27 protein-coding genes are annotated in these 22,163 nt (G+C 39.3%); 16 read left to right on the plus strand and 11 right to left on the minus strand.

Annotation, left to right across the window (positions count from 1 at the left end; translation table 11 throughout):
- Positions 1-124 precede the first annotated feature (124 nt).
- Positions 125-328, minus strand: a complete 204-nt coding sequence (locus POV26_RS09410; protein WP_272856227.1) for a helix-turn-helix domain-containing protein — start codon at positions 326-328, stop codon at positions 125-127.
- A gap of 3 nt (positions 329-331) precedes the next feature.
- The gene (locus POV26_RS09415; protein WP_272856228.1) at positions 332-856 is read right to left on the minus strand and encodes a DUF2975 domain-containing protein; all 525 of its coding nucleotides are present in this window, start codon (positions 854-856) and stop codon (positions 332-334) included.
- A 185-nt stretch (positions 857-1,041) separates the two neighbouring features.
- Between POV26_RS09415 and POV26_RS09420 the strand changes: the two genes are divergently transcribed.
- Positions 1,042-1,674 (plus strand): YdeI/OmpD-associated family protein, encoded by a 633-nt coding sequence (locus tag POV26_RS09420; RefSeq protein WP_272856229.1) that lies wholly within the window; start codon positions 1,042-1,044, stop codon positions 1,672-1,674.
- A gap of 99 nt (positions 1,675-1,773) precedes the next feature.
- Positions 1,774-2,109: a hypothetical protein gene (locus tag POV26_RS09425; RefSeq protein WP_272856230.1), complete on the plus strand. Its 336-nt coding sequence runs from the start codon at positions 1,774-1,776 to the stop codon at positions 2,107-2,109.
- A gap of 41 nt (positions 2,110-2,150) precedes the next feature.
- On the opposite strand, the gene POV26_RS09430 is transcribed toward POV26_RS09425, so the two are convergent.
- Positions 2,151-3,425: an NAD(P)/FAD-dependent oxidoreductase gene (locus POV26_RS09430; RefSeq protein WP_272856231.1), complete on the minus strand. Its 1,275-nt coding sequence runs from the start codon at positions 3,423-3,425 to the stop codon at positions 2,151-2,153.
- 114 nt (positions 3,426-3,539) lie between these two features.
- Between POV26_RS09430 and POV26_RS09435 the strand changes: the two genes are divergently transcribed.
- Both POV26_RS09435 and POV26_RS09440 read left to right on the plus strand, forming a co-directional pair.
- The gene (locus POV26_RS09435) at positions 3,540-4,034 is read left to right on the plus strand and encodes an RNA polymerase sigma factor (RefSeq protein ID WP_272856232.1); all 495 of its coding nucleotides are present in this window, start codon (positions 3,540-3,542) and stop codon (positions 4,032-4,034) included.
- A gap of 6 nt (positions 4,035-4,040) precedes the next feature.
- Positions 4,041-4,685, plus strand: coding sequence for a hypothetical protein (locus POV26_RS09440; RefSeq protein WP_272856233.1), 645 nt, complete (start codon positions 4,041-4,043; stop codon positions 4,683-4,685).
- 146 nt (positions 4,686-4,831) lie between these two features.
- On the opposite strand, the gene POV26_RS09445 is transcribed toward POV26_RS09440, so the two are convergent.
- On the minus strand, positions 4,832-5,635 hold the full coding sequence (locus tag POV26_RS09445; protein WP_272856234.1) for a lysophospholipid acyltransferase family protein: 804 nt from the start codon (positions 5,633-5,635) through the stop codon (positions 4,832-4,834).
- 134 nt (positions 5,636-5,769) lie between these two features.
- Positions 5,770-6,411 carry an NUDIX hydrolase gene (locus POV26_RS09450; protein ID WP_272856235.1) on the minus strand — a complete coding sequence of 214 codons (642 nt, stop codon included), beginning with the start codon at positions 6,409-6,411 and terminating at the stop codon, positions 5,770-5,772.
- A gap of 5 nt (positions 6,412-6,416) precedes the next feature.
- On the opposite strand from POV26_RS09450, the gene POV26_RS09455 reads away from it, so the two are divergent.
- Entirely contained in the window at positions 6,417-7,142 is a 726-nt protein-coding gene (locus POV26_RS09455) for a peptidylprolyl isomerase (protein ID WP_272856236.1), read from the plus strand.
- Between the two features lie 384 nt (positions 7,143-7,526).
- Here the strand turns inward: POV26_RS09455 and tnpA are convergent, their stop codons facing one another.
- The 4 genes from tnpA to POV26_RS09475 all read right to left on the minus strand — a co-directional run bounded on the left by tnpA (position 7,527) and on the right by POV26_RS09475 (position 11,119).
- Positions 7,527-7,994, minus strand: coding sequence for an IS200/IS605 family transposase (gene tnpA, locus POV26_RS09460; protein ID WP_272856237.1), 468 nt, complete (start codon positions 7,992-7,994; stop codon positions 7,527-7,529).
- Between the two features lie 633 nt (positions 7,995-8,627).
- The gene (locus POV26_RS09465) at positions 8,628-9,626 is read right to left on the minus strand and encodes a T9SS type A sorting domain-containing protein (RefSeq protein ID WP_272856238.1); all 999 of its coding nucleotides are present in this window, start codon (positions 9,624-9,626) and stop codon (positions 8,628-8,630) included.
- Between the two features lie 147 nt (positions 9,627-9,773).
- Positions 9,774-10,397, minus strand: coding sequence for a trimeric intracellular cation channel family protein (locus tag POV26_RS09470; RefSeq protein ID WP_272856239.1), 624 nt, complete (start codon positions 10,395-10,397; stop codon positions 9,774-9,776).
- Positions 10,394-11,119 (minus strand): RDD family protein, encoded by a 726-nt coding sequence (locus POV26_RS09475; RefSeq protein WP_272856240.1) that lies wholly within the window; start codon positions 11,117-11,119, stop codon positions 10,394-10,396. Before POV26_RS09475 ends, POV26_RS09470 begins: the two co-directional genes overlap by 4 nt.
- A gap of 39 nt (positions 11,120-11,158) precedes the next feature.
- On the opposite strand from POV26_RS09475, the gene POV26_RS09480 reads away from it, so the two are divergent.
- From POV26_RS09480 to POV26_RS09510, 7 genes are all read left to right on the plus strand, one after another.
- Positions 11,159-12,133, plus strand: a complete 975-nt coding sequence (locus POV26_RS09480) for a stage II sporulation protein M (protein ID WP_272856241.1) — start codon at positions 11,159-11,161, stop codon at positions 12,131-12,133.
- Positions 12,108-13,034 carry a hypothetical protein gene (locus tag POV26_RS09485; RefSeq protein WP_272856242.1) on the plus strand — a complete coding sequence of 309 codons (927 nt, stop codon included), beginning with the start codon at positions 12,108-12,110 and terminating at the stop codon, positions 13,032-13,034. The genes POV26_RS09480 and POV26_RS09485 overlap by 26 nt, the downstream gene beginning before the upstream one ends.
- Before the next feature lie 25 nt (positions 13,035-13,059).
- On the plus strand, positions 13,060-13,752 hold the full coding sequence (locus tag POV26_RS09490) for a hypothetical protein (protein WP_272856243.1): 693 nt from the start codon (positions 13,060-13,062) through the stop codon (positions 13,750-13,752).
- Positions 13,742-14,929, plus strand: coding sequence for a DUF4350 domain-containing protein (locus POV26_RS09495; RefSeq protein ID WP_272856244.1), 1,188 nt, complete (start codon positions 13,742-13,744; stop codon positions 14,927-14,929). The genes POV26_RS09490 and POV26_RS09495 overlap by 11 nt, the downstream gene beginning before the upstream one ends.
- A gap of 3 nt (positions 14,930-14,932) precedes the next feature.
- Positions 14,933-15,925, plus strand: a complete 993-nt coding sequence (locus POV26_RS09500; protein ID WP_272856245.1) for an AAA family ATPase — start codon at positions 14,933-14,935, stop codon at positions 15,923-15,925.
- 91 nt (positions 15,926-16,016) lie between these two features.
- Complete coding sequence (locus POV26_RS09505) at positions 16,017-17,351, plus strand: DUF58 domain-containing protein (protein ID WP_272856246.1); 1,335 nt, start codon at positions 16,017-16,019, stop codon at positions 17,349-17,351.
- Positions 17,352-17,408: 57 nt separating this feature from the next.
- The gene (locus POV26_RS09510; RefSeq protein ID WP_272856247.1) at positions 17,409-18,347 is read left to right on the plus strand and encodes a hydrogen peroxide-inducible genes activator; all 939 of its coding nucleotides are present in this window, start codon (positions 17,409-17,411) and stop codon (positions 18,345-18,347) included.
- Between the two features lie 96 nt (positions 18,348-18,443).
- Here POV26_RS09510 and POV26_RS09515 read toward each other — a convergent pair whose 3' ends face one another.
- Positions 18,444-18,641 carry a hypothetical protein gene (locus tag POV26_RS09515; RefSeq protein WP_045079953.1) on the minus strand — a complete coding sequence of 66 codons (198 nt, stop codon included), beginning with the start codon at positions 18,639-18,641 and terminating at the stop codon, positions 18,444-18,446.
- Positions 18,642-18,831: 190 nt separating this feature from the next.
- Positions 18,832-19,284, minus strand: coding sequence for a DUF4442 domain-containing protein (locus POV26_RS09520; protein ID WP_272856248.1), 453 nt, complete (start codon positions 19,282-19,284; stop codon positions 18,832-18,834).
- Between the two features lie 134 nt (positions 19,285-19,418).
- Between POV26_RS09520 and POV26_RS09525 the strand changes: the two genes are divergently transcribed.
- The 4 genes from POV26_RS09525 to POV26_RS09540 are packed head-to-tail and all read left to right on the plus strand — an operon-like array spanning position 19,419 to position 22,132.
- The gene (locus tag POV26_RS09525) at positions 19,419-19,919 is read left to right on the plus strand and encodes a DUF4870 domain-containing protein (protein WP_062619090.1); all 501 of its coding nucleotides are present in this window, start codon (positions 19,419-19,421) and stop codon (positions 19,917-19,919) included.
- Complete coding sequence (locus POV26_RS09530; protein ID WP_062619091.1) at positions 19,903-20,088, plus strand: hypothetical protein; 186 nt, start codon at positions 19,903-19,905, stop codon at positions 20,086-20,088. Before POV26_RS09525 ends, POV26_RS09530 begins: the two co-directional genes overlap by 17 nt.
- Entirely contained in the window at positions 20,085-20,423 is a 339-nt protein-coding gene (locus tag POV26_RS09535; RefSeq protein WP_062619092.1) for a PadR family transcriptional regulator, read from the plus strand. The genes POV26_RS09530 and POV26_RS09535 overlap by 4 nt, the downstream gene beginning before the upstream one ends.
- On the plus strand, positions 20,420-22,132 hold the full coding sequence (locus POV26_RS09540) for a PspC domain-containing protein (protein ID WP_272856249.1): 1,713 nt from the start codon (positions 20,420-20,422) through the stop codon (positions 22,130-22,132). The genes POV26_RS09535 and POV26_RS09540 overlap by 4 nt, the downstream gene beginning before the upstream one ends.
- Positions 22,133-22,163 lie beyond the last annotated feature (31 nt).

Below are 22,163 nucleotides of genomic sequence, written 5' to 3' on the forward strand. Positions count from 1 at the left end.
TGGTTTTTAATTTCAGGACAAAGGTGAAATTTGAAAGTTCCATTTCAGAAAAAAAGAAACCCAATTGTAAAAATTGATGCCTCAATTGTAGTATTTCGTTTTGTACCAATTTGTTTTGGTGAAATCATTCCACAAATTCCAAAATATCACCCGGCTGACATTCCAATGCCCCGCAAATGGCCTCAAGCGTACTAAAACGAATTGCCTTTGCCTTTCCGGTTTTCAGAATGGAAAGGTTGGAAAGGGTCAACCCTACTTTTTCCGAAAGTTCGTTCAATGACATTTTACGTTTTGCCATCATTACGTCTAAGTTTACAACTATTGGCATACCTTATATTGTTAGTTCGTTTTCGTTTTGGATTTCTACGCCTCTTTTGAAAACTAAAGTCAGAATATAAATTATACCCGCAAAAAATAGAAATTCCTGCGCACCCCAATCAATTTGTGACATTTCTGCTCCTTTTTTTACTATACGTTCTGTATATTGATTGGCTATTAAAGCGACAATTCCAATGCCTAATGCAAAATAACCAATTTTGGAAATCAACTGTGCGACGTAATAGTTGAAGGGATTATTTATATCGAATTTCATAAAAACCTTAATAGCAAGATAGGCGATATATGCCTTCATCCCCGTCAATACAATTAAAAAGCTAAGAATACCTATATAATGGGCTATATAAATTGGGTTTAATTCGAAAAAGCTGATCCCCAGATAAAGGTTTCCGAAATCATCCGGATTATTAAATAGACTCATAAAAAAAGAAACTATCAATGCGCCGGTTTTTATACATAAACTGACGAAGATTATCCAGAAAATAATATGCATCACTTTCATTATAACTCGTGTTTTCATAACGATAAGATTTAAAATTATACCACGAATATAGATAATTATTTATTGATAAACGATAAATTTATTTTACTTTTCAGTAAATACAATTTTTATTTTATCGATTTTCAGAGACAAAAAAAGATGAAGTATTTGATTTTATTAGTCCTGGGGAAATTCAATATTATGTTTTTTAGAAGTAAAAAAAATTGAAAAATCGTATCTTCGGAAGAAAAGTAAGCAAAATGACCGATTCGCAAAAAGTAGATGCCTTTATAGCAAAGCAAACCAAGTGGAAAGAAAAATTGCAGCAACTTCGCGCCATTTTCAAAGAAACCGAACTGAAAGAAGAAGTGAAATGGGGCAAGCCCACCTATACCTTAGACGGAAAATTAGTTGCCGCCCTGGCCGATTTCAAAAATCATATGGCACTCTGGTTTCATCAAGGGGTTTTTCTTAAGGACAAACACAGCAAACTGGTTAACGCACAGGAAGGTGTTACCAAAGCCCTTCGGCAGTGGCGGTTTGAAGAAGAAGATAAAATTGACGCCAAACTTGTTTCGGAATATATAAACGAAGCGATCGCGAATGCCAAAGCCGGAAAAGAAATAAAACCCGTCAAAAAAAAGGAGGTTTCCACTCCCGATATTTTAAAAGATGCAATGGTAAAGGACAAGGTTTTAAAGGAAAGCTACAACAAACTAACCCCCGGCAGACAGCGTGAATATGCAGCATACATTGGCGAAGCGAAACGCGAAGCAACCCAACAAAACCGCCTTGAAAAATGTTCTGAAATGATAAAGCGAGGCGTCGGCCTTCACGACAAATATAAAAATTGCTGAAGCTCCGGTGGCCAGTGGTCAGTATTCAGTGGTCAGGGGTCAGAATAATTGAACTCCAACTCCTAAACCCATAAACCCATAAACCCATAAACCCCTATTATGAAAACAGACATGTACACCAAAACAATCCTCACCATTATTGCAATTTGCCTAACGATCAATGTAGTCAAGGATTTTGAACTATTCCCTTCCGCGTATGCCTCGGAAAATATTGGCCCCAAACCAATCAATGAGGTAATGGACGTGCGTTTGGTAGATATAAATACTTCCGATGAACTGAACGTAAACCTAAAAAGCGTTGACACTTACGACGAAGTAAAAGTGAATGTGAAAAAAATTGAGACTTCCGACGTGTTGGATGTAAATATTAAAGAGGTGGGCGGCAGTTGGTTGTCCAATGGAGGACCAGTTCCTGTACAACTGAAAAGACAATAGTTTTTAAGTCCAAGCCTTATTTCTTGTTTTCACTGCGAAAGCTAATTCTTCTTAAATGGCCGAATTATCAACCGCGCGGCGCGATCATAGTTGATATAACTATACGTCCAGTTGAAAAAGGTTACTACCCTATTTCGGAAACCTACCAAGAACCAAAGGTGAACAAACATCCATAAAAACCAGACAATGGCGCCGCCAAAGTGCATTCTGCCAATGTCCACGACCGCTTTGTTCCTTCCCACGGTGGCCATGGTTCCTTTGTCAAAATAGGTAAAGGGCTCCATCTTATCTCCCTTCAGCATTTTTCTGAAGTTTTTCCCCAAGCGCTTCCCTTGCTGTATCGCTGGTTGGGCCACTTGCGGATGCCCTTTGGGGTACTCTTGGGTTTCCATCAACGCAATATCGCCCAGGGCATAAATATTTTGAAACCCTTTCACCGCGTTGAATTCATCAACTTTATACCTATTTGCCCTTTCAACCAATGCTTCGCCATCTATTCCTTTAAGCAGTGCCCCTGTTACGCCAGCTGCCCAAATAAATGTAGCGGTTTCAAAATTTTTACCATCTTTTGTGGTTACCGTTTTTCCGTCATAGCCACTGATGTAGGTTTCCAAGTGGATTTGCACGCCCAACTTTTCAAGAAATTTTTGCGCTTTTTTTGACACCGTTTCGCTCATTGGCGGCAAAACCCGGTTTTGCCCTTCAATAAGGTGGACGTTCATTTCATCCTCGTCTAGCTCGGGGTAATCATTTTCGAGGATTCCCTTTCTAAATTCAGCCAACGCGCCAGCCAACTCCACTCCCGTTGGCCCCGCACCGGCGATTACGAAATTGAGCAAACTTTTTCGTTCCCTTTCATCTGCAGTAATATCGGCCTTTTCAATATTTTGAAGTATCAAGCTTCGAATATTTAAAGCCTGTGGCACTGTTTTCATGGGCATGCTGTTTTCGGCTATGCTTTCATTTCCGAAGAAATTGGTGCGCGTACCCGTGGCGATCACCAAATAATCATATCGCAAGCTTCCTATGGAAGAAAATATCGTATTGTTTTCAGTATTGATGTTTTCAACTTCGGCCATTCTAAAGTGGAAATCGCGGTTTTTTCTGAAAATCTTGCGAAGCGGATAGGCTATGGAATCGGGCTCAAGGCCTGCCGTGGAAACTTGATACAATAACGGTTGGAAAGTGTGATAGTTATGCCTGTCAAAAAGCACAATCTGTACTTTTTCATTCCGAAGCTTTTTTATGAAGGAAATACCAGCAAATCCGCCGCCTATCACTACAATTCGGGGGACACCGGTTTCAGGAATATTCATCGTTTTTTTATAAAGTATAAAAGTACAATTTGTTAGTCTAGTTACCTTATTTTTTAGGATTTTTGTAACAAAGCAATTCCGAAGAACACTAATAAAAAAGCCAACAAGAAACCATTGAACAAAGAACTGGAACATCGTTTTGTGACCCAACTGGAGGAAAACCAAAACATTGTACATAAAATCTGTAGGTTATATACCAATGACAGCGATGCGCACAACGATCTGTTTCAGGAAATAACCATTCAGCTTTGGCGGGCGTACCCGAAATTTCGGGGCGATTCCAAATTTAGTACCTGGATGTACCGCGTGGCTTTGAATACCGCGATTACCCTTTATAGAAAATCAAAACGCAGTATAAAAACACAGGATTTTGAAGGGGTAAGTTTTAAGATTTCCTCGGAGCCGTATGACGATACCACAGAGCAACAGCTAAAGCTTATGTACAGTGCCGTTAAAGACTTGAATGATATTGACAAAGCCCTTGTTTTTCTGTATCTGGAAGATAAAAATTATAGGGAAATTTCAGAGACCCTTGGTATTACCGAAGTGAACGCGAGAGTAAAAATGAACCGGATAAAGGAAAAATTACGAACTATTTTAAATCCGTAACCCACTATGGATCAACTTGAATTATTAAAAAAACAATGGCAAAGCACGGAACAGGAACTCCCCAAGCTTTCCTATGACGATATTTATAAAATGCTGTTGAAGAAATCCTCGTCCATCGTGAAGTGGATATTTTTAATAAGCATTGCCGAGATCCTTTTTTGGACCTTGCTTTCCTTTCTCGTGCCAGAATCCAGCACCAAGTTCAGCGACGACATTGGGCTACACGACGTCCTGCTGGGCGTAAATGTGCTGAACTATTCGGTTTTTGGTTTTTTCATCATTCTTTTTTACCGAAATTATCGCAAAATCTCAGCTACTGATTCCATTAAGGATCTGATGAAAAATATTTTGCGCACCCGCAAGACCGTCAAGTATTTTGTGATTTACAACGTAACGGCTTCGATTCTGCTCATAATAGGAATTAATTTTTATTACTATTTCAACCAGGATATGGTATTTCAGTTTATGACGCAAGATTACGGGATCACAAATATTTCACAGCAACGGTTTATGAAAATGTTTTTTATGATCCAAATTCTTTTTGGAATTGTGATGATTGGTTTTATTCTGTTGTTTTACAGAATTGTTTACGGAATTCTTTTAAGAAGACTGCACAAAAACTATAAGGAATTGAAGAAGATAGAGATTTGAAAAAGATAGAAATTTGAAGAAAAGGAGTAAGAAGATAAATGAACACTCCTATCCATCACAGCCAGCAAGGTTTTTGATAAATTTGTTCGCAATATTTTTTTACAACTACAGACTACCGACTACCGACTACCGACTACCGACTAAATTCAATACCGCCACTCACGTTGTTTATTAAGTTCTTCCTCACTTAAAATTTCTGAAGAGGGAATTACTTTTAGGAAAGACGGATGCTGTTCAATGGCGTATTCCAATTTTTCAACAATTTGGTCCATTGTTTCGTTTTCGTAATCAATATCCAACGGAGGTTTTATTTCCATGGACTGAAGTATGCCGCGCTTTTTGATGCGTATTCCTTTTTTGTCAAAAGATCTTCTGAAGCCATCAATTACGATTGGAACAACCACGGGTTTATTTTTTTTTATGATATGTGCGGTTCCGCGTCGGATAGGCTTCCAAGGCTTGGTGGTACCCTGCGGAAATGTAATTACCCAACCGTCGTCCAAAGCCTTTGTGATGTTGCTAACATCGCTCATCTTCACTTGTTTGTTAACATCCTTACCTTTTTCCCGCCAAGTGCGTTCTATGCTGATGGAGCCTGCATAGGCAAGAATTTTCGGCAGTAAACCTGCTTTCATGGTTTCTTTGGCGGCAACAAAGTAGATATTCAGTTTAGGTTTCCACAAATACCCTACATTTTTTATGCTGTCGTCCCTTCCGCTCAAGCTGGCGTTAAAAACATGGAGCATTGCTGCTACGTCCGCAAAATAGGTTTGATGGTTGCTAACAAAGAGTACATTTTTGTCGGGAAGTGTTTTCAATATTTCACTTCCGTGAATTTGCAGATCGTTAAAACCCTTAAAGCGACTATGGGTTAAAAGCCCGGCAATACGGATTAGCCAGAGTTTTAGAAATAAAATATGTCCGAAAGGATTTCTTTTGAAGAGGCTCATTTTTCAGTAATCAGTATTCAGTAATCAGTGGTCAGTGGTCAGTACGCGGGTATTGTTTCCAAGTTAGGGCTATAAAATTTCGTACTTCCTGTTTTGAATTTCGTTTAACCCAGCAAATATACTAAAATAAGCTGTTACAGTGCCATTTTCAATAATTCGCGCACTTCGTTGAGCATCATTGCCGTAGCGCCCCAAACTATATAGCCATTCAGTTTAAAAGCGGGCACTTCAAGGTTAGTGGCGTATGATGTGGAAAGCGTTTGGGTTGTAATGTTTGCATCATTCATAAAATCCCGCAACGTCACTTCTATAAGGGCTTCTACCTCTTCTTCCTGTGGAACAAATCTTGGCAATTCTGAGGTTATTCCCAAGAAAGGCTGCACAAAAAAATTGCTCGGCGGAATGTAAATTTCGGTAAGTTTTTTTAACACTGAAATAGTATCGCGCGAAATCCCAACCTCTTCCTCGGTTTCGCGAAGCGCGGTGTCTTGGATGGTTTCATCTTCATCTTCCAGCTTCCCGCCGGGAAAACCAACTTGGGCCGAATGGACGCCATTGTATGTTTTCCTATGAATCAAGATCAAACGTGTCTCAAAATTTTCCGAAGGATAAAATAATGACATTACACCCGCGTGTTTTGCAGTGTTCTTTTCGCGCGCCACTCTTTTCAGTTCCAACAAACGTTCCCTGGGCGCCATTTTAAATTGGACTTCTTCGCCGGGAAGTTCCATTTTTGTTATTTTTACAATCCGTTTTTCAAAATCGCGAAAATCCATTTATTATGAAGTTGTTAATTTATTTCTTCGGAATTGTGTTGTTCTTTGGAAGCTGTGAAGATAAGAAAAAGGCTTCCGATCCCAATAGCTATCCGGACGAAACTGAAGTTGAAACCAAAATCGAAACCCCAGTAGAGGCGAAAACTGAATCTGAAAAGAAAATCGAAGCAGAATACCCCGAAATTACGAACGAAAACGCAGTTTCCTTTTTAACCGAATACGGCAAAAAAAACCCCGAAACCAAAGTTTTGATCAGCACCCGTTTTGGCGATATTGAAATTGAACTTTACAAAGACACCCCGCTGCACCGCGCCAATTTTATCTATTTGGTGAAACAGCACTATTTTGACGAAACTTTTTTCCATCGTGTTGTTCCCAATTTTATCATACAAGCCGGAAACAGCGATATAGTCTCAACCCCGAGAAAACGTGCCGCTCTGGGCAGTAAATATCTACTTCCCGCAGAAATCATTCCCGGGCGTGTGCACGAATACGGAACTGTTTCGGGCGCGAAGGAATACCGCGAAAACCCCGATAACAGAACGGCGCCGTATGAATTTTTCATCTTCCTCGGGCCAAAATCTTCAACCACACATTTAAACGGAAAATACACCATCTTCGGAAAAGTGACCAAGGGGATGGACGTGGTGGAGGAAATCTCAAAAGTGAAAGCGGATGATGGGGATTGGCCGTTGAACAATATTTATATTACTGCGAAGGTTTTGGAATAATCCTGAAGGGATTAAATACATCATACCTGGCAAATATACGACCCCAATAGGGTCGAACACACATTCAACTATTATTTTCTATAAATATATGAACCCTCCGCGGGTTCGGGAGATAATATTTGTTTCAAAATCCCGAAAAGGATTACATATTTATAGCAATGAATAATAATTAGAAAATACGACCCCGACGGGGTCGAACATCTATTCCATAATTTATTTCTATAATTATATGAACCCCCTGGGTTCGGGTTGCGGATATTTAAATCCCGAAGGGATTACATATTTATAACAATACGTAATAATCTAAAGATACGACCCCATCGGGGTCGAACACCCACGGCACAATTTTTTTCTATAAATATGTGAACCCCCCGGATTCGTTATTCAATATTCAATCCATTCAAAAAGATAATCCTCTTTGAAATCTACCTTGAATTTTTTCAAAAATAAAATGTATTCATCCCGAAACGATTGTTTTTTATGGTGTTCCTTTTGATTCTGAATATACCTAATCACATTGTCCAACGCAGAATGGCTATATGAAAAAGCACCAAACCCATCCTGCCATTCAAACTTGTATTTGGTAAACTTTTTTTCATTTATAAACTTGTTGGATGATTTTTTTACTTCGCGTACCAAATCTGATAGACAACAAGAGGGTTTCATTCCAATCAAAAAATGAATATGGTCTTGGACGCCGTTTATTGCAAGCATTTTCTGGTTTTTGTTTTGAACTGTTCCAGTAATATATTTGTACAACTCATCTTCCCAAGATGGCAGAATTAAACTGTTTCTACCTCTAACGGCAAAGACAACTTGAATATATATTTGAGAGAAAGAACCGGCGCCCATTGATTTAAGATTATCAATTTAAAAATACATCATTTTGATTAAATCCCGAGGGGATTACATATTTATAACAATAACGGAACAATGCGTATATGCGAACCCAACGGGGTCGAACACACATTCAACTATTATTTTCTATAAATATATGAACCCTTCGGGTTCGGGAGATAATATTTGTTTTTAAATCCCGAAAGGATTACATATTTATAGCAATGAATAATAATGAGAAAATACAACCCGCCGCGGCGGGGTCGAACACCATCGCCAAACATTTTTTCTTGGATAAAGATTTGTGAGAAGGTTCCCGCCCCCATGGATTTAAATTTATCAATCGAAAAATACACCTTTTTTTAATCCCGAGGGGATTACATATTTATAACAATAACGGAACAATGCGCATATGCGACCCCAACGGGGTCGAACCTCGACACATCAATCGTTTTCTATAAATATATGAACCCTTCGGGTTCGGGAGATAATATTTGTTTCAAAATCCCGAAAAGGATTACATATTTATAGCAATGAATAATAATGAGAAAATACGACCCGCCGCGGCGGGGTCGAACACCCACGGTACAAATTTTTCCTACAGATATGTGAACCCTCCGGATTCGGAATAATAAAGATTTAACTAATTTACTTTTTTACAAATTTTTTCGTAAAACTTTTTCCGTTTAAAAATATTTGAGCAAAATACATTCCCGCAGGCAACTGGGAAACATCAACGGTTTTTGAAGAAACACCCATTACCAAAATCCCTTGAGTGGAATAGATTTTTATGCTATCTATATTTTCTTTTGATTGAATGTTGAGCATATTTCCGGTTGGATTAGGGAATAGTTGAAATTCTGCGATTGAGAAATCTTCGGTGCCCAATTGACAATCTTCGCTGTAGCTGGCGGTTTCGTCTTTGCACCAGCCAGTATAATTGGATTGGTCACAAATCTGACTGTTTGCATAAGTTTCATCGTCCACTTGAATACATTGTAAATCTGGATTTCCATAAATCCAAACTATTGGCATATTTTGATTGTTACCATTTTTAATATTTAAAGAGGTAAGTTCATTATTATAAGCATACAAACGTCCTATTTGTGGATTTTGTGATATATCGAGATTTGTTAATTTCATATTATCACAATCCAATATCTTTAAATTTGGATTATTAGTTACATCAATTTCCGTCAATAAACTTTGATGCACAATAATTTCTTCCAAATCAATATTTTGACTTATATCTATTTCTATTAATGGATTCGTATAAGCCCATACGACTGAAAGGTTGGGGTTTTGACTTAAATCCAATGATGTAATTTGATTCTCAAAACAAAACAATAATTCAAGTTGTGTATTGTGGGAAACATCTAAAATTTCTATTTGATTTTCCTCAATATATAATTCAGTAATATTTACAAAATACTCCATTCCTTCAAGGGAAACAATGTTATAATCTGAAGCGGTTATTCTGTTAGCGGCTTCAGCTTCGGTTATTTGTATCTCCCCATCATTGTTTGTATCAATTCCCGCTATAGGATTTACCAACGCAGCCTTAAAATTAGCATCCGGAATATTCACAATCTGCGCACTGGCAAAACCACAGATTAAAAAGAAAAATAGAACGTAAATGTTTTTCATATAAAAGATTTTGGACAGATTAATTTTGATGGCAATATATCAATTTTAGAATATTCTTCTAAACTTCTAAACTCATAAACTCATAAACTTTTAAACTCATAAACCCATAAACCCATAAACTTCTCAACTCATCGACTTCTCAACCCATCAACTTCCTTCCAACTCATCCTTCCTGTAAATACTCGGCAACGAAAGATTGAAATAAACTGCCAGTAACCTTACTATCATTACGATGGAGCCCGAAATAATGACGACAAAATCTTCGGGAATCGGGGAATACTGCAACAGGAAGTACGCAGACGCCCCCAAAATACAGGCCGTGGCATAAATTTCCTTTCTGAAAATAATCGGGATCTCATTACAGAGAATATCACGAAGCACACCGCCAAAACAGGCCGTTATAGTTCCCAAGGCAATGCAAATCAAGGCCGGAAAACCTGCGGCAATACCTTTCTCAACCCCAACGATTGTATAAAGTGCTATTCCAATGGTATCAAACAATAACAGGGAACGCCGGATGTGCCCGAGCCGCTTTCGGAAGGCAACGGCAAATATGGTGGTGCCGAAAATGACATACACATAAGTAAGGTTCCGCATCCAGGCAATGGGCGCTTCAATAAGAATATCGCGCAGAGTTCCGCCGCCCACAGCGGTTACAAAGGCTATTATTAAAATCCCAAACGGGTCCAAACGTTTGTTGAGCGCCGTAAGCACTCCTGAAATAGCGAACGCGATGGTTCCGAGAATATCTATTAATAATATTAGCTTCACATGTTCTGTGTAAAATGGTTATAATCGCGCAAAACGGTATCTATATATTGTTTATCGTATAAATCGGAAGACGTTTCCAAAACGCTTTCCACTTTTTTCCGAAGCGCGTTCAAGGTCTTGAAATCGTTGGATTTCATTGCAATAAGATAGGTTTCCTTTATAAGTCTGGCGTCTTTGTCGCTCAGCTTGGTTACGTTTAAAAACTTGGGTTGGTAATCGTCCGCGATTTCTTCTAAAATGGTGTGGCTTATTTTTACCTTGCTTTTCGTACTTATCACAACGGTTCCCGCAGCGTGGTCGCCAACGCGCTGTCTTTTATCGGAAAAAATAATCGACAGCAACCCGATGGAACCCAAAAAGATCCAAATATCTACCAACCGGAGCAGCCATAAAACCATATAATCGCTCCAGCGGGCGGGGCTTCCGTCCACTTTTACCACGCGGGTTTTCATCGCCATCTTTCCTACGGTCCTTCCGTTGAAAAGGATGTGCATATAAAGCGAATAGAACATCACCGGCAAAAGCAGGAGTTGCTGCAGCCCGAAAACAGTCCAATGGTCGCTAAAAGCCATGTGCATTGCTTCCGTGGCCAGTTCCACAATATAGAAATACACGAAAAAGAGGAATAAATCTATCAAAAAAGCGAGGATACGCTCGCCCACACTCACTATTTTGTAGTCCAGGTTTACGTTTTGGGTTGTATTGATTTCTAAGTTTGCCATGTAAAAGCAAGTGGTTATATTTATCGAAAATTTCAGAAGATGCGCGAAGCGGCATTCGTCAAGCAAAATAAGGAAAAATGGATTGCTTTTGAAAAGGCAATCACACTTAATTCAAAAATAAGTCCAGACCAGCTTGCCGACCATTACATCCAACTTACCAACGACCTTGCCTATGCGCAGACCTATTACCCTGACAGCAAGGCGCTTCAGTATTTAAATTCGTTGGCTTCGCAGGCGCACCAAAAGATTTATAAGAATAAAAAAGAAACCAAAAACCGCATTGTAAGTTTTTGGAAATACGAGTTTCCGCTGTTTTTCCGGCAGCATCAGCGTATGTTGCTCTTTTCGTTTTTAATCTTTGCCACCGCTACGGCAATTGGCGCCATTTCAGCCTTGAACGACGATTCATTCGTTCGATTGATTCTCGGCGACGGTTACGTAAACGAAACATTGAACAATATTGACAAAGGCGACCCGACCGCCATTTACAAAAGCGGCAGCGAGATCGGCACTTTTTTGGGCATTACCATCAACAACATCCGTGTGGCGTTTTTGGCGTATGCTTTTGGGGTGATCACTTCTTTGGGAACCGCCTATTTGCTCTTCAGCAACGGGGTAATGCTCGGGGCTTTTTTCACATTTTTTTATAATCGTGATTTGCTCTTTGAAGCTTCAAAAAGCGTTTGGCTGCACGGCACCATCGAGATTTCGGTAATTGTTATTGCAGGCTGCGCGGGAATGGTGATGGGCAACAGCATTCTTTTCCCCAAAACATATTCGCGGAAAGTTTCTTTCTTAAAAGGCGCTAAGGACGGCCTTAAAATCGTGGTGAGCACCATTCCCTTTTTCATCATTGCCGGTTTTATTGAAGGGTTTATAACCCGTTACAGCAATATGCCCGTTTGGTTGGCAATGACCATTATTTTTACTTCCTTGGCACTTATTATTTTTTATTACGTTATTTATCCCATCATCCTCAACAAAAAGCATGCAGCACAAACACATACCGCTTAAACAGCAACGCGACGTAGGCGAAATGATCACGGTCTATTTCGAGTTTTTCAAACAGAATTTCAAGCCTTTTTTAAACATTTTTATCAGCTATAACGGAATCTTTATCCTTGGATTTTTGGGCGTAAGCTATCTTTTGGTTACTGGTTTCATCGGTACATTTGTAAACACGCCCGTTTTTGGAATAGGTGCGGATACTTCCAGTTACGAAGCTTATTTTATTTCGGGGGTTGTGGGTTTTATTGTTCTCTTTATGATCACGGCCCTCCTAAATTATAGCCTCGCCGCGGTTTATATGATTCAGTACCAGCAAAATAAAGGCGGTGCCGTGGAGAAAAAGAAGGTTTGGGAAATGGTAAAACAAAATCTCGGAAAAATTTTCCTCTTCGTCATTTTGGCGATGTTTATGTATGTTGTGCTCGTGGTTTTTGGCGTAATTATCTCTTTTATTCCACTTTTGGGAACCATTGCCTATTACATAATGATTTTGGCCTTCATGAGTTGGATGGGCCTTTCGTTTATGGCCATGATAAACGACAACAAAGAAGTAACCGACGCTTTCGGGGAAGGCTGGAAACTGCTGAGAAAGTACTTTTGGAAAAGCGTCCTTTCAAATTTGGTGATTGGCATGCTGCTCGGCATTTTAATGATGGTCGTTTTGATGGTTCCCGGAATTTTGATAGGAATCTATGCCTTCCATTCCTTGGACACGGGCGTTGACCTTGCCAATTCGCCAGTGGCAAATGTGATTTGGACGCTGGCACTTTCTTTTGTTTTAATACTTTATACCATTAACCAATCGCTTTCGCAGTTTGTAAACGGAATTCTCTATTATTCCCTGCACGAGGAAACCTATAACGAGGCCACCCGAGAACGTATTGAAAATATTGGCGCGGGTGAATAGATACCTTTTCATATTATTTTTTCTTTTGAATTCCCTCGCAGCCATAGCTTCCGTGAAAGATAGTCTCACGGTTTCAATTGACAGCACCAAGGTTGTTCCAAAACATTTTTCAGAAAATTTAAGTGAGAAATATTCCGGAAGTGATTTTGACTACGATGCCATGGAAGGCGAGGCCGAAAACTTTTTGGGGCGCGCCATTACCTGGTTTTTCCAAAAGCTCGGGGAAATTTTCGGCATCAACCTTTCACCCGAAATGTATCAGATCATCAAATTCATTATTTATGGCCTGCTCATCGTTTTCGCAATATATATTTTGGTGAAATTGCTCGTCGGCGATAATGCTTCGTCCTTTTTCAGCAGAAAAAGCAAAATGGTCGCGCCGCTCAATATTCAAGAGGAACATATTGAAAATATAGACTTGGACAGCTACATAAAAAACGCTTTAAAGGAAGAAAATTACCGCTTGGCGATTCGCTATATGTATCTTAAATCATTGAAATTACTGTCGCTGAACAACATCATCGATTGGCATTTTGAAAAAACCAACAGCGACTATTACCGCGAAATTGAGAATACTACCTTAAAGGAAAACTTCAAAAAAACTTCCTATCTCTACGACAACATTTGGTACGGCGAATACGCACTGGATAAGGCCGGTTTTGAAAACGCCGAAAAAGATTTTGAACGACTGAACCAAAACCTGAAAAATGCTGGATAAACGTTCAAAAAGGGTACTGTGGATTTTCGGAATCGCGTTGCTGGGCATCGTGATTACGGAGCTCGTGCGCCCAAAACCTATCGATTGGCGCGCCAGTTACACTTCGGCAGATAAAATTCCGTTCGGCGGGTTTGTGCTATTTGAGGAAGCCCCTTCCCTATTCAAAAATGCCGAAATAGAAAAGATTGCCAAAGACCCCTACGAGTTTTTGACGGACAGCACCTATGCGCAAAATTCGGCCTATATTTTTATCAATGACGAAATATTCTTTGATGAAAGACAGACCGATGAAATTTTAAAATATGTGGAAAACGGAAACACAGTGTTTATCGCTTCCCGCAGCATTGGTTACATTCTGCGGGATTCCCTCGGCATCGAATCCACGGCCAATTACAATATTTTGGAAGAAGAAATTCGCCCTCAATTTTTCTCGCCTTCTCTAAAGCAGGATTCGCTTCCCGCTTTCAAAAAAGGCGTTTTTAAAGCTTCCTTTATCGAAATTGACACCTTAAATACCACCGCATTAGGATATTATGAAAATGCCGATAATGCATTGGGAGATTTGAATTATGTGAAAGTAAACTTCGGAAAAGGACAGTTTTTATTGCACAACTTGCCCGAAGCTTTTTCAAATTATTATCTGCTAAAAGGCAACGAGCAATACGCCGCCAACGTGCTCTCGTACATAGATGCGGACAAAATTTATTGGGATGAATATTTAAAATCCGGCCGAAAAGTGGTCACTTCGCCCATGCGATTTGTTTTGGACCAAGCGCCGCTCACTTGGGCATATTATGTTTTAATTGGCGGATTGTTGATTTTTGTACTTTTCAAGGGAAAAAGGGAACAGCGGATTGTGGAAGTTATTGAGCCGATGGAAAATACTTCGGTGGAATTCACCAAAACCATTGGCGACCTATATTTTCAGCATAAGGATTACAGCAATATTATTGCAAAGAAAATCACCTATTTTATGGAAACCCTTCGCTCAAAATATTATGTGAACACAAATGAAATTACGGAAGATTTCATCAAAAAACTGGCGCTGAAAAGCGGAAATACATTGGAAAAGACCCAGAAATTGATGCACTTAATAAAACATTTAAAAGAAAAATCAGTCCACAGTGAAGCCGATTTGCTGGAACTGAACAAGCAAATAGAAGCATTTAGACTATAAATTATGGAAGAAACACAGGAAAATCCGTTGGAATTCAACGCGCGAATCGATTTAAAAAATCTGCAGGAAGCTGTTGAAAAAATAAAAGCCGAACTCGGAAAGGTAATCGTTGGCCAACACGATATGCTGGAAATGCTAATCATTTCAATACTTACCGACGGCCATTCGTTGATTGAAGGCGTACCGGGCGTTGCGAAAACCTTGACCGCAAAACTGTTGGCAAAGACGTTGGCGGTAGATTTCAGCAGAATCCAGTTCACGCCAGATTTGATGCCGAGCGATATTTTGGGAACTTCAATTTTCAACGTAAAAACGAGCGAGTTTGAATTTAAGCAGGGTCCCGTTTTCTCAAACATCGTTTTGATTGACGAAATAAACCGTGCCCCCGCAAAAACACAGGCTGCACTTTTTGAAATTATGGAAGAGCGCCAAGTAACGATGGATGGCATCGAATATAAAATGGAACCGCCATTTTTGGTTTTCGCCACCCAAAACCCTGTGGAACAGGAAGGAACTTACGCCCTGCCGGAAGCGCAATTGGACCGTTTTCTTTTTAAAATAAATGTGCCCTATCCTACTTTGGAAGAAGAAATCCACATCCTTGAAAACGAACACCACCGGAAGGATGCTTTTGTTTTAGACAGCGTGACACAAGTACTGGACGCAAAACAGATTGCGGAATATCAACACACCATTAAACAAATAATTATTGAAAGCAATTTGCTGAAATACATTGCCGCAATTGTGGACAATACACGAACCAACGCAAATCTATTTTTGGGTGCCTCTCCACGTGCATCGTTGGCGATTATGAATGCTTCCAAAGCATTGGCTGCAATGAACGGCCGCGATTTTGTAACGCCGGACGATATTAAAAAAATTGCTCCTTCGGTTTTAAGACACAGAATTATGCTAACCCCGGAGCGCGAAATGGAAGGAATAACGGCAGATAAAGTGGTGCAACAGATTATTGAAACTATTGAAATTCCGCGTTAGGGATTCGGGATTTGTTAACCTGCCTGCCGATAGACAGGTTCAGGATTCATTAAATCTTGAATTTTGAACCTTGAATTTTGAATTAAAAAAAATGAAGAAATTCCTTAAAAGCCTATACCTAAAAAAACGATTTTTCAGCGTGCTGTTCTCGCTTGCGGTGCTGTTTGTGGTTTCGTACTTTTTTCAGGAACTGTTTGGCGTGGCAAAGCTTTTGTTTTATTTGCTTTTGGGAGTTTTCGTTTTTGATGTTTTCCTATTATATCGAAATAAAACTGGAATTCAGGCACAGCGAATACTGCCCGAAAAGCTTTCCAACGGTGATGATAATTCCATCGAAATTAAGGTTGTAAATAGGTTTCAGTTTAAAACTTCCGTGAAGATTATTGACGAATTGCCCATTCAGTGGCAGATTCGCGATTTTAAGATCGAAGCTATTTTAAATGCTTCCGAAGAAAAGAAATTTACCTATCAAGTCCGGCCAACAGAGCGCGGGGAATATCACTTCGGAAATCTGAATATCTTTTCCTCTACGGTTTTGGGATTGGTTGCCCGTAAACAACAGTTTTCCGCGGAAGCGATGGTGCCAAATTATCCTTCGTTTCTTCAGCTTAAAAAATATGATTTCATCGCTTTTACCAATAGATTGAAGCTTTTCGGACTTAAAAAAATCCGAAGAATTGGCCATACCATGGAGTTTGAGCAAATAAAGGATTACACGTCGGGCGACGATGTGCGGAATATAAACTGGAAAGCCACGGCAAAACGAAACAGCCTGATGGTGAACCAATTTCAGGATGAAAAATCACAGCCGGTATATTCGGTAATCGATAAAGGAAGGGTAATGAAAATGCCCTTCAACCAACTGAGTTTGCTGGATTATGCCATTAATGCTACACTTGTTATTTCAAACATAGTCCTCAAAAAACACGACAAAGCCGGAATGTTCACGTTTTCCCGAAAAGTGGAAGACCGTGTCATTGCGCAACGGCGAAGTGCGCAAATGCACCTTATATTGGAAACACTTTACAATGTGGAAACCGATTTCTCGGAAAGTGATTTTTCGCGATTGTATGTTGATGTGAAGCGACATATCAAGCAACGAAGCCTGCTTTTGCTTTTCACAAATTTTGAAACGATGGATGCTTTGCACCGTCAGTTGCCGTATTTACAGGCAATCAACAAAGCCCATCTTTTGGTGGTTATCTTTTTTGAGAATACCGAGTTGAAATCCTTTATGCACAAAAAAGCAACCACCACCCATCAAGTTTTTGAGAAGACAATTGCTGAAAAATTTATTTATGAAAAGAAGCTGATCGTAAACGAGCTACATAAATACGGCATCCAATCCATTCTTACCGCGCCGGAAAACCTTACGGTGAATACCATCAATAAGTATTTGGAAATAAAGGCGAGAGGGCTTCTTTAAATTTTCACTATAAATTATATTGATTAAATATGTAAATTTGCATAAATATAATTTACAATGACAATCACCCAACTTAAATACGTTTTGGCAGTCGCCGAACAGCAGAATTTCACAAAAGCTGCCGAAAAAACTTTTGTAACGCAACCCACGCTAAGTATGCAGATTCAAAAACTGGAGGAGGAATTGGAAATCCAGATTTTTGACCGAAGTAAAAAACCCATTGAACTTACGGGCGTCGGTAAAAAAATTGTGGAGCAGGCACGAAACATTGTCAATGAGTCCGAACGCATGCAAGATGTTGTGGACCAGGAAAAAGGCTTTATTGGCGGGAATTTCAAACTCGGCATCATTCCTACCGTAATGCCAACATTGCTTCCTATGTTTTTGAAGAATTTTTCAAACCGTTATCCAAAGGTGCAATTGAAAATTGAAGAACTGAACACAGACGAAATCATTACAAAAATTAACGATGGCTATTTAGATGCCGCCATTGCAGCCACTCCGCTGGAACAGGAAAAAATAAAAGAAAGACCCATTTATTATGAGCCATTTGTAGGCTACATTCCGGAAAATCACCGTTTGGCCTCAAAGGAAAAGTTGGAAACCAATGACCTTGACATTGAGGATATATTATTGCTAGAAGACGGGCATTGTTTCCGCGATGGAATTATAAACCTCTGCAAAGCTTCAAAAAACGGGAGAAGTGAAAAATTTCAATTGGAGAGCGGTAGTTTTGAAACGTTATTAAAACTAGCCGACGAAGGTTTGGGCATGACGCTCCTTCCCTATTTACATACCTTGGATATTTTGCCTTCGCAAACCAAGAATTTAAGATATTTTAAGGAACCTTCCCCTGCACGCGAAGTGAGCTTGATTTACAGTAAAAGTGAGTTGAAAATGCAAATTATCAATGCGCTGCACGATATTATTTCTGGCGTAATCCGCGGGGCAATTGCTTTTCAGGACGTGAAAATTATAAGTCCGACTAAAAAGTAGCCCTTATTCAGAGGTCAGTATTCAATGGTCAGTGAAATAACTAAATAACCCATTAACTATTAACTAAAAAATCCCGCCGAAAAAGGCGGGATTTTTTTATGGGTTTAGATAAATTAGACATTGATTTAATTGGGGGTTCTGCTTGATAAGCGAGTCAATCCAGACTTTTAGTTCTTCTACTTCGTAGGGAAGTAATCTGGTTAACGCTTTCTTCAACTCCTTGCAAAACAAATTGACGTCAAAACTTACTTTTGAAAGTACAGCTTTGGTGTAATCAAACATTGCTCTTGCCATAGCTAATTGAGGTTTAGTTAAAAATTTAAGTAGGTAGATTTTTACAATAGGCAGAAGATTTTGTTTTAATGCGTTTTAAATATAACCATTTTTTTCGAATTAAATTCTGTTTGCGAGCCAATTAAGCTTGTTAAAAAATTGTTAATCACCTATCTGTGTTTCGCAAACCTTTGCACAATTGAGGTTTACACTATTTAACCTTTAAAGTCCATTCAAATTCAAAAGTAGAAACGACATCCCCCGCCGCATCCTTTCCTTCAGATTTCATCCAAATGGTTTGACCTTCCCCCGTAGAAATAGTTTTATCAATTGCTTCATTTATTAATGCACCATCGGTACAGGTAAACAAAATTCTGCCCTTAGCTTTTTTAGTGAAAGTAGCTCTATTATTCGCCACGAGCATCGAGATGTTTTTATTACTCTCCTTTATTTTCGACATAACCATAGCTCCGGTACTGAGCTCTGCAGCCATCCCCTGTACCGCCCAAAAAATGGATTTGAACGGGTTTTGATTTATCCATCGATGTTTTACCGTGGTTATGCAAGTTGTTTCTGAAATTGATTTCACGCGTACGCCCGTAAAATAAGCCGAAGGCAATTTAAACAATAAAAAAGTATTGATTTTACTTGGGCTCAGTTTCATTTTGACTTAAATATTATACGAAGATATTCAATATATTCTACACTTCCTATTTGTTAAAAATATGTTAATTATAGTACTATGCGTAACATACTACTGTCTTTTAGACATATATTTGCATAAGAAAATAACAAGCAATGGAAACTACAATTTCAGAAAACCAGAAAAACGTAAGTGCATTTATTCACTTATCCACCTTTTTAAAATACTTTTTCCCGTTCGCGAATTTTATCGCGCCATTATTGATTTGGACATTCAATAAGGAAAAGGCTTTTGTGGACGAGCACGGAAAGCAGGCAATCAATTTTCAACTGAGTGTTTTAATCTACACCATACTTATTGGATTGATTTGTCTCCCCTTCTTTATCATTTTCGCGACGGACTTTATTTCATTGATAGAAACCATTGATAACAATGCAGGGGAATTTTCAGTAAACAACATTCAAAATCTTTCAGGATACATATTATTGTTCGGATTGGCCATTTTATTGCTTCTGGCATTGTTCGTTTTTGAACTCTATGCCGTAATAAATGCGTCCATCCACGCTTCGCGCGGGCAACTTTATCATTACCCACTTTGTATTCCATTTATAAAAACCAACCTTAAAAACCCTATTCAAAATGAGCACATTAGTTAGTTACCTATTGGCCGCCATTTTACAATTTATAGGCGTAAGTATGCCCACGGAACAGGAAACTGTTAGCGCATTGACTCATCAACAATGCGAAGAAACCACCAGTGTGCTTCCCTATTCATTCATCATCAATAGCGAACAAGAATTAAAAACAAGTAAAAACGAATTATGAAAATCGAAAACACAAAAGCACAGATGCGAAAAGGAGTTTTGGAGTTCTGTATCCTTTCCGTTTTAAAAGACGGCGAGGCATATACCTCAGACATTCTTGAAACTCTAAAGGACGCAAAAATGCTTGTCGTGGAAGGCACCATCTACCCGCTGCTTACAAGGCTGAAAAATGCGGGGCTGCTTTCTTACCGTTGGGAAGAATCTACCAGCGGACCGCCACGCAAGTATTACGAACTTACCGATACCGGTAAACTATTTTTAACCGAATTGAACGATACCTGGGCAGAACTGCAACAGGCCGTGAACAAAGTAACCAGCGAAAAAAACAAACAATGAACAAGACAGTAAATATAAATTTGGCAGGCACTTCCTTTCACATAGACGAAGATGCCTTCGGGAAACTTTCGCGCTACTTGGACGCCATCCGCAAATCGCTGAAAGGAGCTGACGGTAGTGAAGAAATTATGCAGGACATTGAAGCCCGCATCGGCGAACTTTTTTCCGAAAAAATTGAAAGCCCTTCACAGGTAGTCACTTTAAAAGATCTTGACGAAGTGATTTCAGTGATGGGACAACCTGAAGATTATGAAGTTGACGACGAAATTTTTGAGGACGTACCGCCTTCCTCAAAAAACTATACCAAATCCCGAGCAAATGCTTCACACAAGCAACTTTTTAGAGACATTGACAACAAATATATTTCAGGGGTTTCCTCTGGTCTGGGCCATTATTTCGGAATCGACGCAATTTGGATCCGTCTTTTATGGATACTGTTGATCGTTGCCGGATTCGGCTCTCCAATTGTTGTCTATATACTATTGTGGATTTTGGTTCCGCCAGCGCTTACAACTTCGGAAAAGTTGCGAATGACTGGCGAACCAGTCAACATTTCAAACATTGAACGAAAATTCAAGGAAGGTTTTGACAATGTTGCCGATCGCGTAAAAAACGTGGATTACGACAAATACGGCAATAAAATAAAAACTGGCGCTTCGGGTTTTTTCGACAGCTTGGGAAACTTAATCGTGGCACTTTTTAAAGTGTTCGCGAAGTTTATTGGCGTCATTATAATCATCGTTTCCCTTTCAACTATTATTGGCCTGGTCGTGGCGTTTTTCACCTTCGGCTCCATGGATTATTGGGCAAGCAATGAAATAGCCGAAAAAATAGCGATGGTAGATGTAACCAATGTGCCCATGTGGCTATTGGCTCTATTGGGGCTATTTGCCATTGGCATCCCGTTTTTCGCCTTGTTTGTTTTAGGGTTGAAACTTTTGATAAGCAATTTGAAATCCATGAGCCCTACCTTGAAAATATCACTAATCGTTGTTTGGGCTTTATCAATAATTGGGTTGACCATTTTGGGAATCAAACAAGCTACCGAAGAAGCATACGACGGAAATTATATTGAAGAGCAGGCATTGGCCGTGCGAACGGGAGATACATTGCAGATTTCGATGCGTGCCGACAAACAATTCAGTTACCGAGTGAGCCGTGACAATGCGTTGCAGTTGAAATATGATGCCAATGAAAAAAAGGTGATTTATTCCAATGATATTATCCTGAATATAAAATCCTCAAAAGATTCCATTGGTAAAATTGTTATTGAAAAATCTGCCGAGGGCAACAACCAGCTTGAGGCAAAAAAACGCGCGGAAGCCATTGAATACAACTATTCTTTTGAAAATAGCAATCTGGTGCTGGATGGATTTTTCATCACGGCCACCAAAAATAAGTATAGGGACCAGCAAATAGAAATAACCGTTTATCTGCCTGAAGGAACTGTAATCTTTTCAGATGAAAACGTAAATTCCTACTACAATTACAGCTCAAATTTTGCTGAATTGAGCGATTATGACAATGACGCGCACTATTACAGAATTTTGAAAAACGATTATGAATGTCTGAACTGTAAAGAAAAAGAGGAAAACGTTCAGGAAATTGATTCCTTGGAAATGATAGATTCCGGAAAAATCCAAGATACCATCAAACCCATAAAAAATGAAAGTTGGGAAGAAGATGTAAAAAATGATTTGAAAATTTGAGTGAGGATGCTATAAAATCTCGAAAAACAGT

Origin of the sequence: Aequorivita todarodis, assembly GCF_028561335.1 — a bacterium.
Classification (GTDB): Bacteria; Bacteroidota; Bacteroidia; order Flavobacteriales; family Flavobacteriaceae; genus Aequorivita; species Aequorivita todarodis.

Excerpts from the sequence above, each read along its gene's own strand:
- POV26_RS09465 (WP_272856238.1), bottom strand. The coding sequence starts at position 9,626 with ATGAAAAACATTTACGTTCTATTTTTCTTTTTAATCTGTGGTTTTGCC.
- POV26_RS09450 (WP_272856235.1), bottom strand. The coding sequence starts at position 6,411 with ATGGATTTTCGCGATTTTGAAAAACGGATTGTAAAAATAACAAAAATG.
- POV26_RS09455 (WP_272856236.1), top strand. The coding sequence starts at position 6,417 with ATGAAGTTGTTAATTTATTTCTTCGGAATTGTGTTGTTCTTTGGAAGC.
- POV26_RS09485 (WP_272856242.1), top strand. The coding sequence starts at position 12,108 with ATGCAGCACAAACACATACCGCTTAAACAGCAACGCGACGTAGGCGAA.
- POV26_RS09525 (WP_062619090.1), top strand. The coding sequence starts at position 19,419 with ATGGAAACTACAATTTCAGAAAACCAGAAAAACGTAAGTGCATTTATT.
- POV26_RS09475 (WP_272856240.1), bottom strand. The coding sequence starts at position 11,119 with ATGGCAAACTTAGAAATCAATACAACCCAAAACGTAAACCTGGACTAC.
- POV26_RS09505 (WP_272856246.1), top strand. The coding sequence starts at position 16,017 with ATGAAGAAATTCCTTAAAAGCCTATACCTAAAAAAACGATTTTTCAGC.
- POV26_RS09440 (WP_272856233.1), top strand. The coding sequence starts at position 4,041 with ATGGATCAACTTGAATTATTAAAAAAACAATGGCAAAGCACGGAACAG.
- POV26_RS09540 (WP_272856249.1), top strand. The coding sequence starts at position 20,420 with ATGAACAAGACAGTAAATATAAATTTGGCAGGCACTTCCTTTCACATA.
- POV26_RS09430 (WP_272856231.1), bottom strand. The coding sequence starts at position 3,425 with ATGAATATTCCTGAAACCGGTGTCCCCCGAATTGTAGTGATAGGCGGC.
- POV26_RS09480 (WP_272856241.1), top strand. The coding sequence starts at position 11,159 with ATGCGCGAAGCGGCATTCGTCAAGCAAAATAAGGAAAAATGGATTGCT.
- POV26_RS09515 (WP_045079953.1), bottom strand. The coding sequence starts at position 18,641 with ATGGCAAGAGCAATGTTTGATTACACCAAAGCTGTACTTTCAAAAGTA.
- POV26_RS09500 (WP_272856245.1), top strand. The coding sequence starts at position 14,933 with ATGGAAGAAACACAGGAAAATCCGTTGGAATTCAACGCGCGAATCGAT.
- POV26_RS09530 (WP_062619091.1), top strand. The coding sequence starts at position 19,903 with ATGAGCACATTAGTTAGTTACCTATTGGCCGCCATTTTACAATTTATA.
- POV26_RS09425 (WP_272856230.1), top strand. The coding sequence starts at position 1,774 with ATGAAAACAGACATGTACACCAAAACAATCCTCACCATTATTGCAATT.
- POV26_RS09445 (WP_272856234.1), bottom strand. The coding sequence starts at position 5,635 with ATGAGCCTCTTCAAAAGAAATCCTTTCGGACATATTTTATTTCTAAAA.
- POV26_RS09535 (WP_062619092.1), top strand. The coding sequence starts at position 20,085 with ATGAAAATCGAAAACACAAAAGCACAGATGCGAAAAGGAGTTTTGGAG.
- POV26_RS09410 (WP_272856227.1), bottom strand. The coding sequence starts at position 328 with ATGCCAATAGTTGTAAACTTAGACGTAATGATGGCAAAACGTAAAATG.
- tnpA (WP_272856237.1), bottom strand. The coding sequence starts at position 7,994 with ATGGGCGCCGGTTCTTTCTCTCAAATATATATTCAAGTTGTCTTTGCC.
- POV26_RS09520 (WP_272856248.1), bottom strand. The coding sequence starts at position 19,284 with ATGAAACTGAGCCCAAGTAAAATCAATACTTTTTTATTGTTTAAATTG.
- POV26_RS09415 (WP_272856228.1), bottom strand. The coding sequence starts at position 856 with ATGAAAACACGAGTTATAATGAAAGTGATGCATATTATTTTCTGGATA.
- POV26_RS09495 (WP_272856244.1), top strand. The coding sequence starts at position 13,742 with ATGCTGGATAAACGTTCAAAAAGGGTACTGTGGATTTTCGGAATCGCG.
- POV26_RS09510 (WP_272856247.1), top strand. The coding sequence starts at position 17,409 with ATGACAATCACCCAACTTAAATACGTTTTGGCAGTCGCCGAACAGCAG.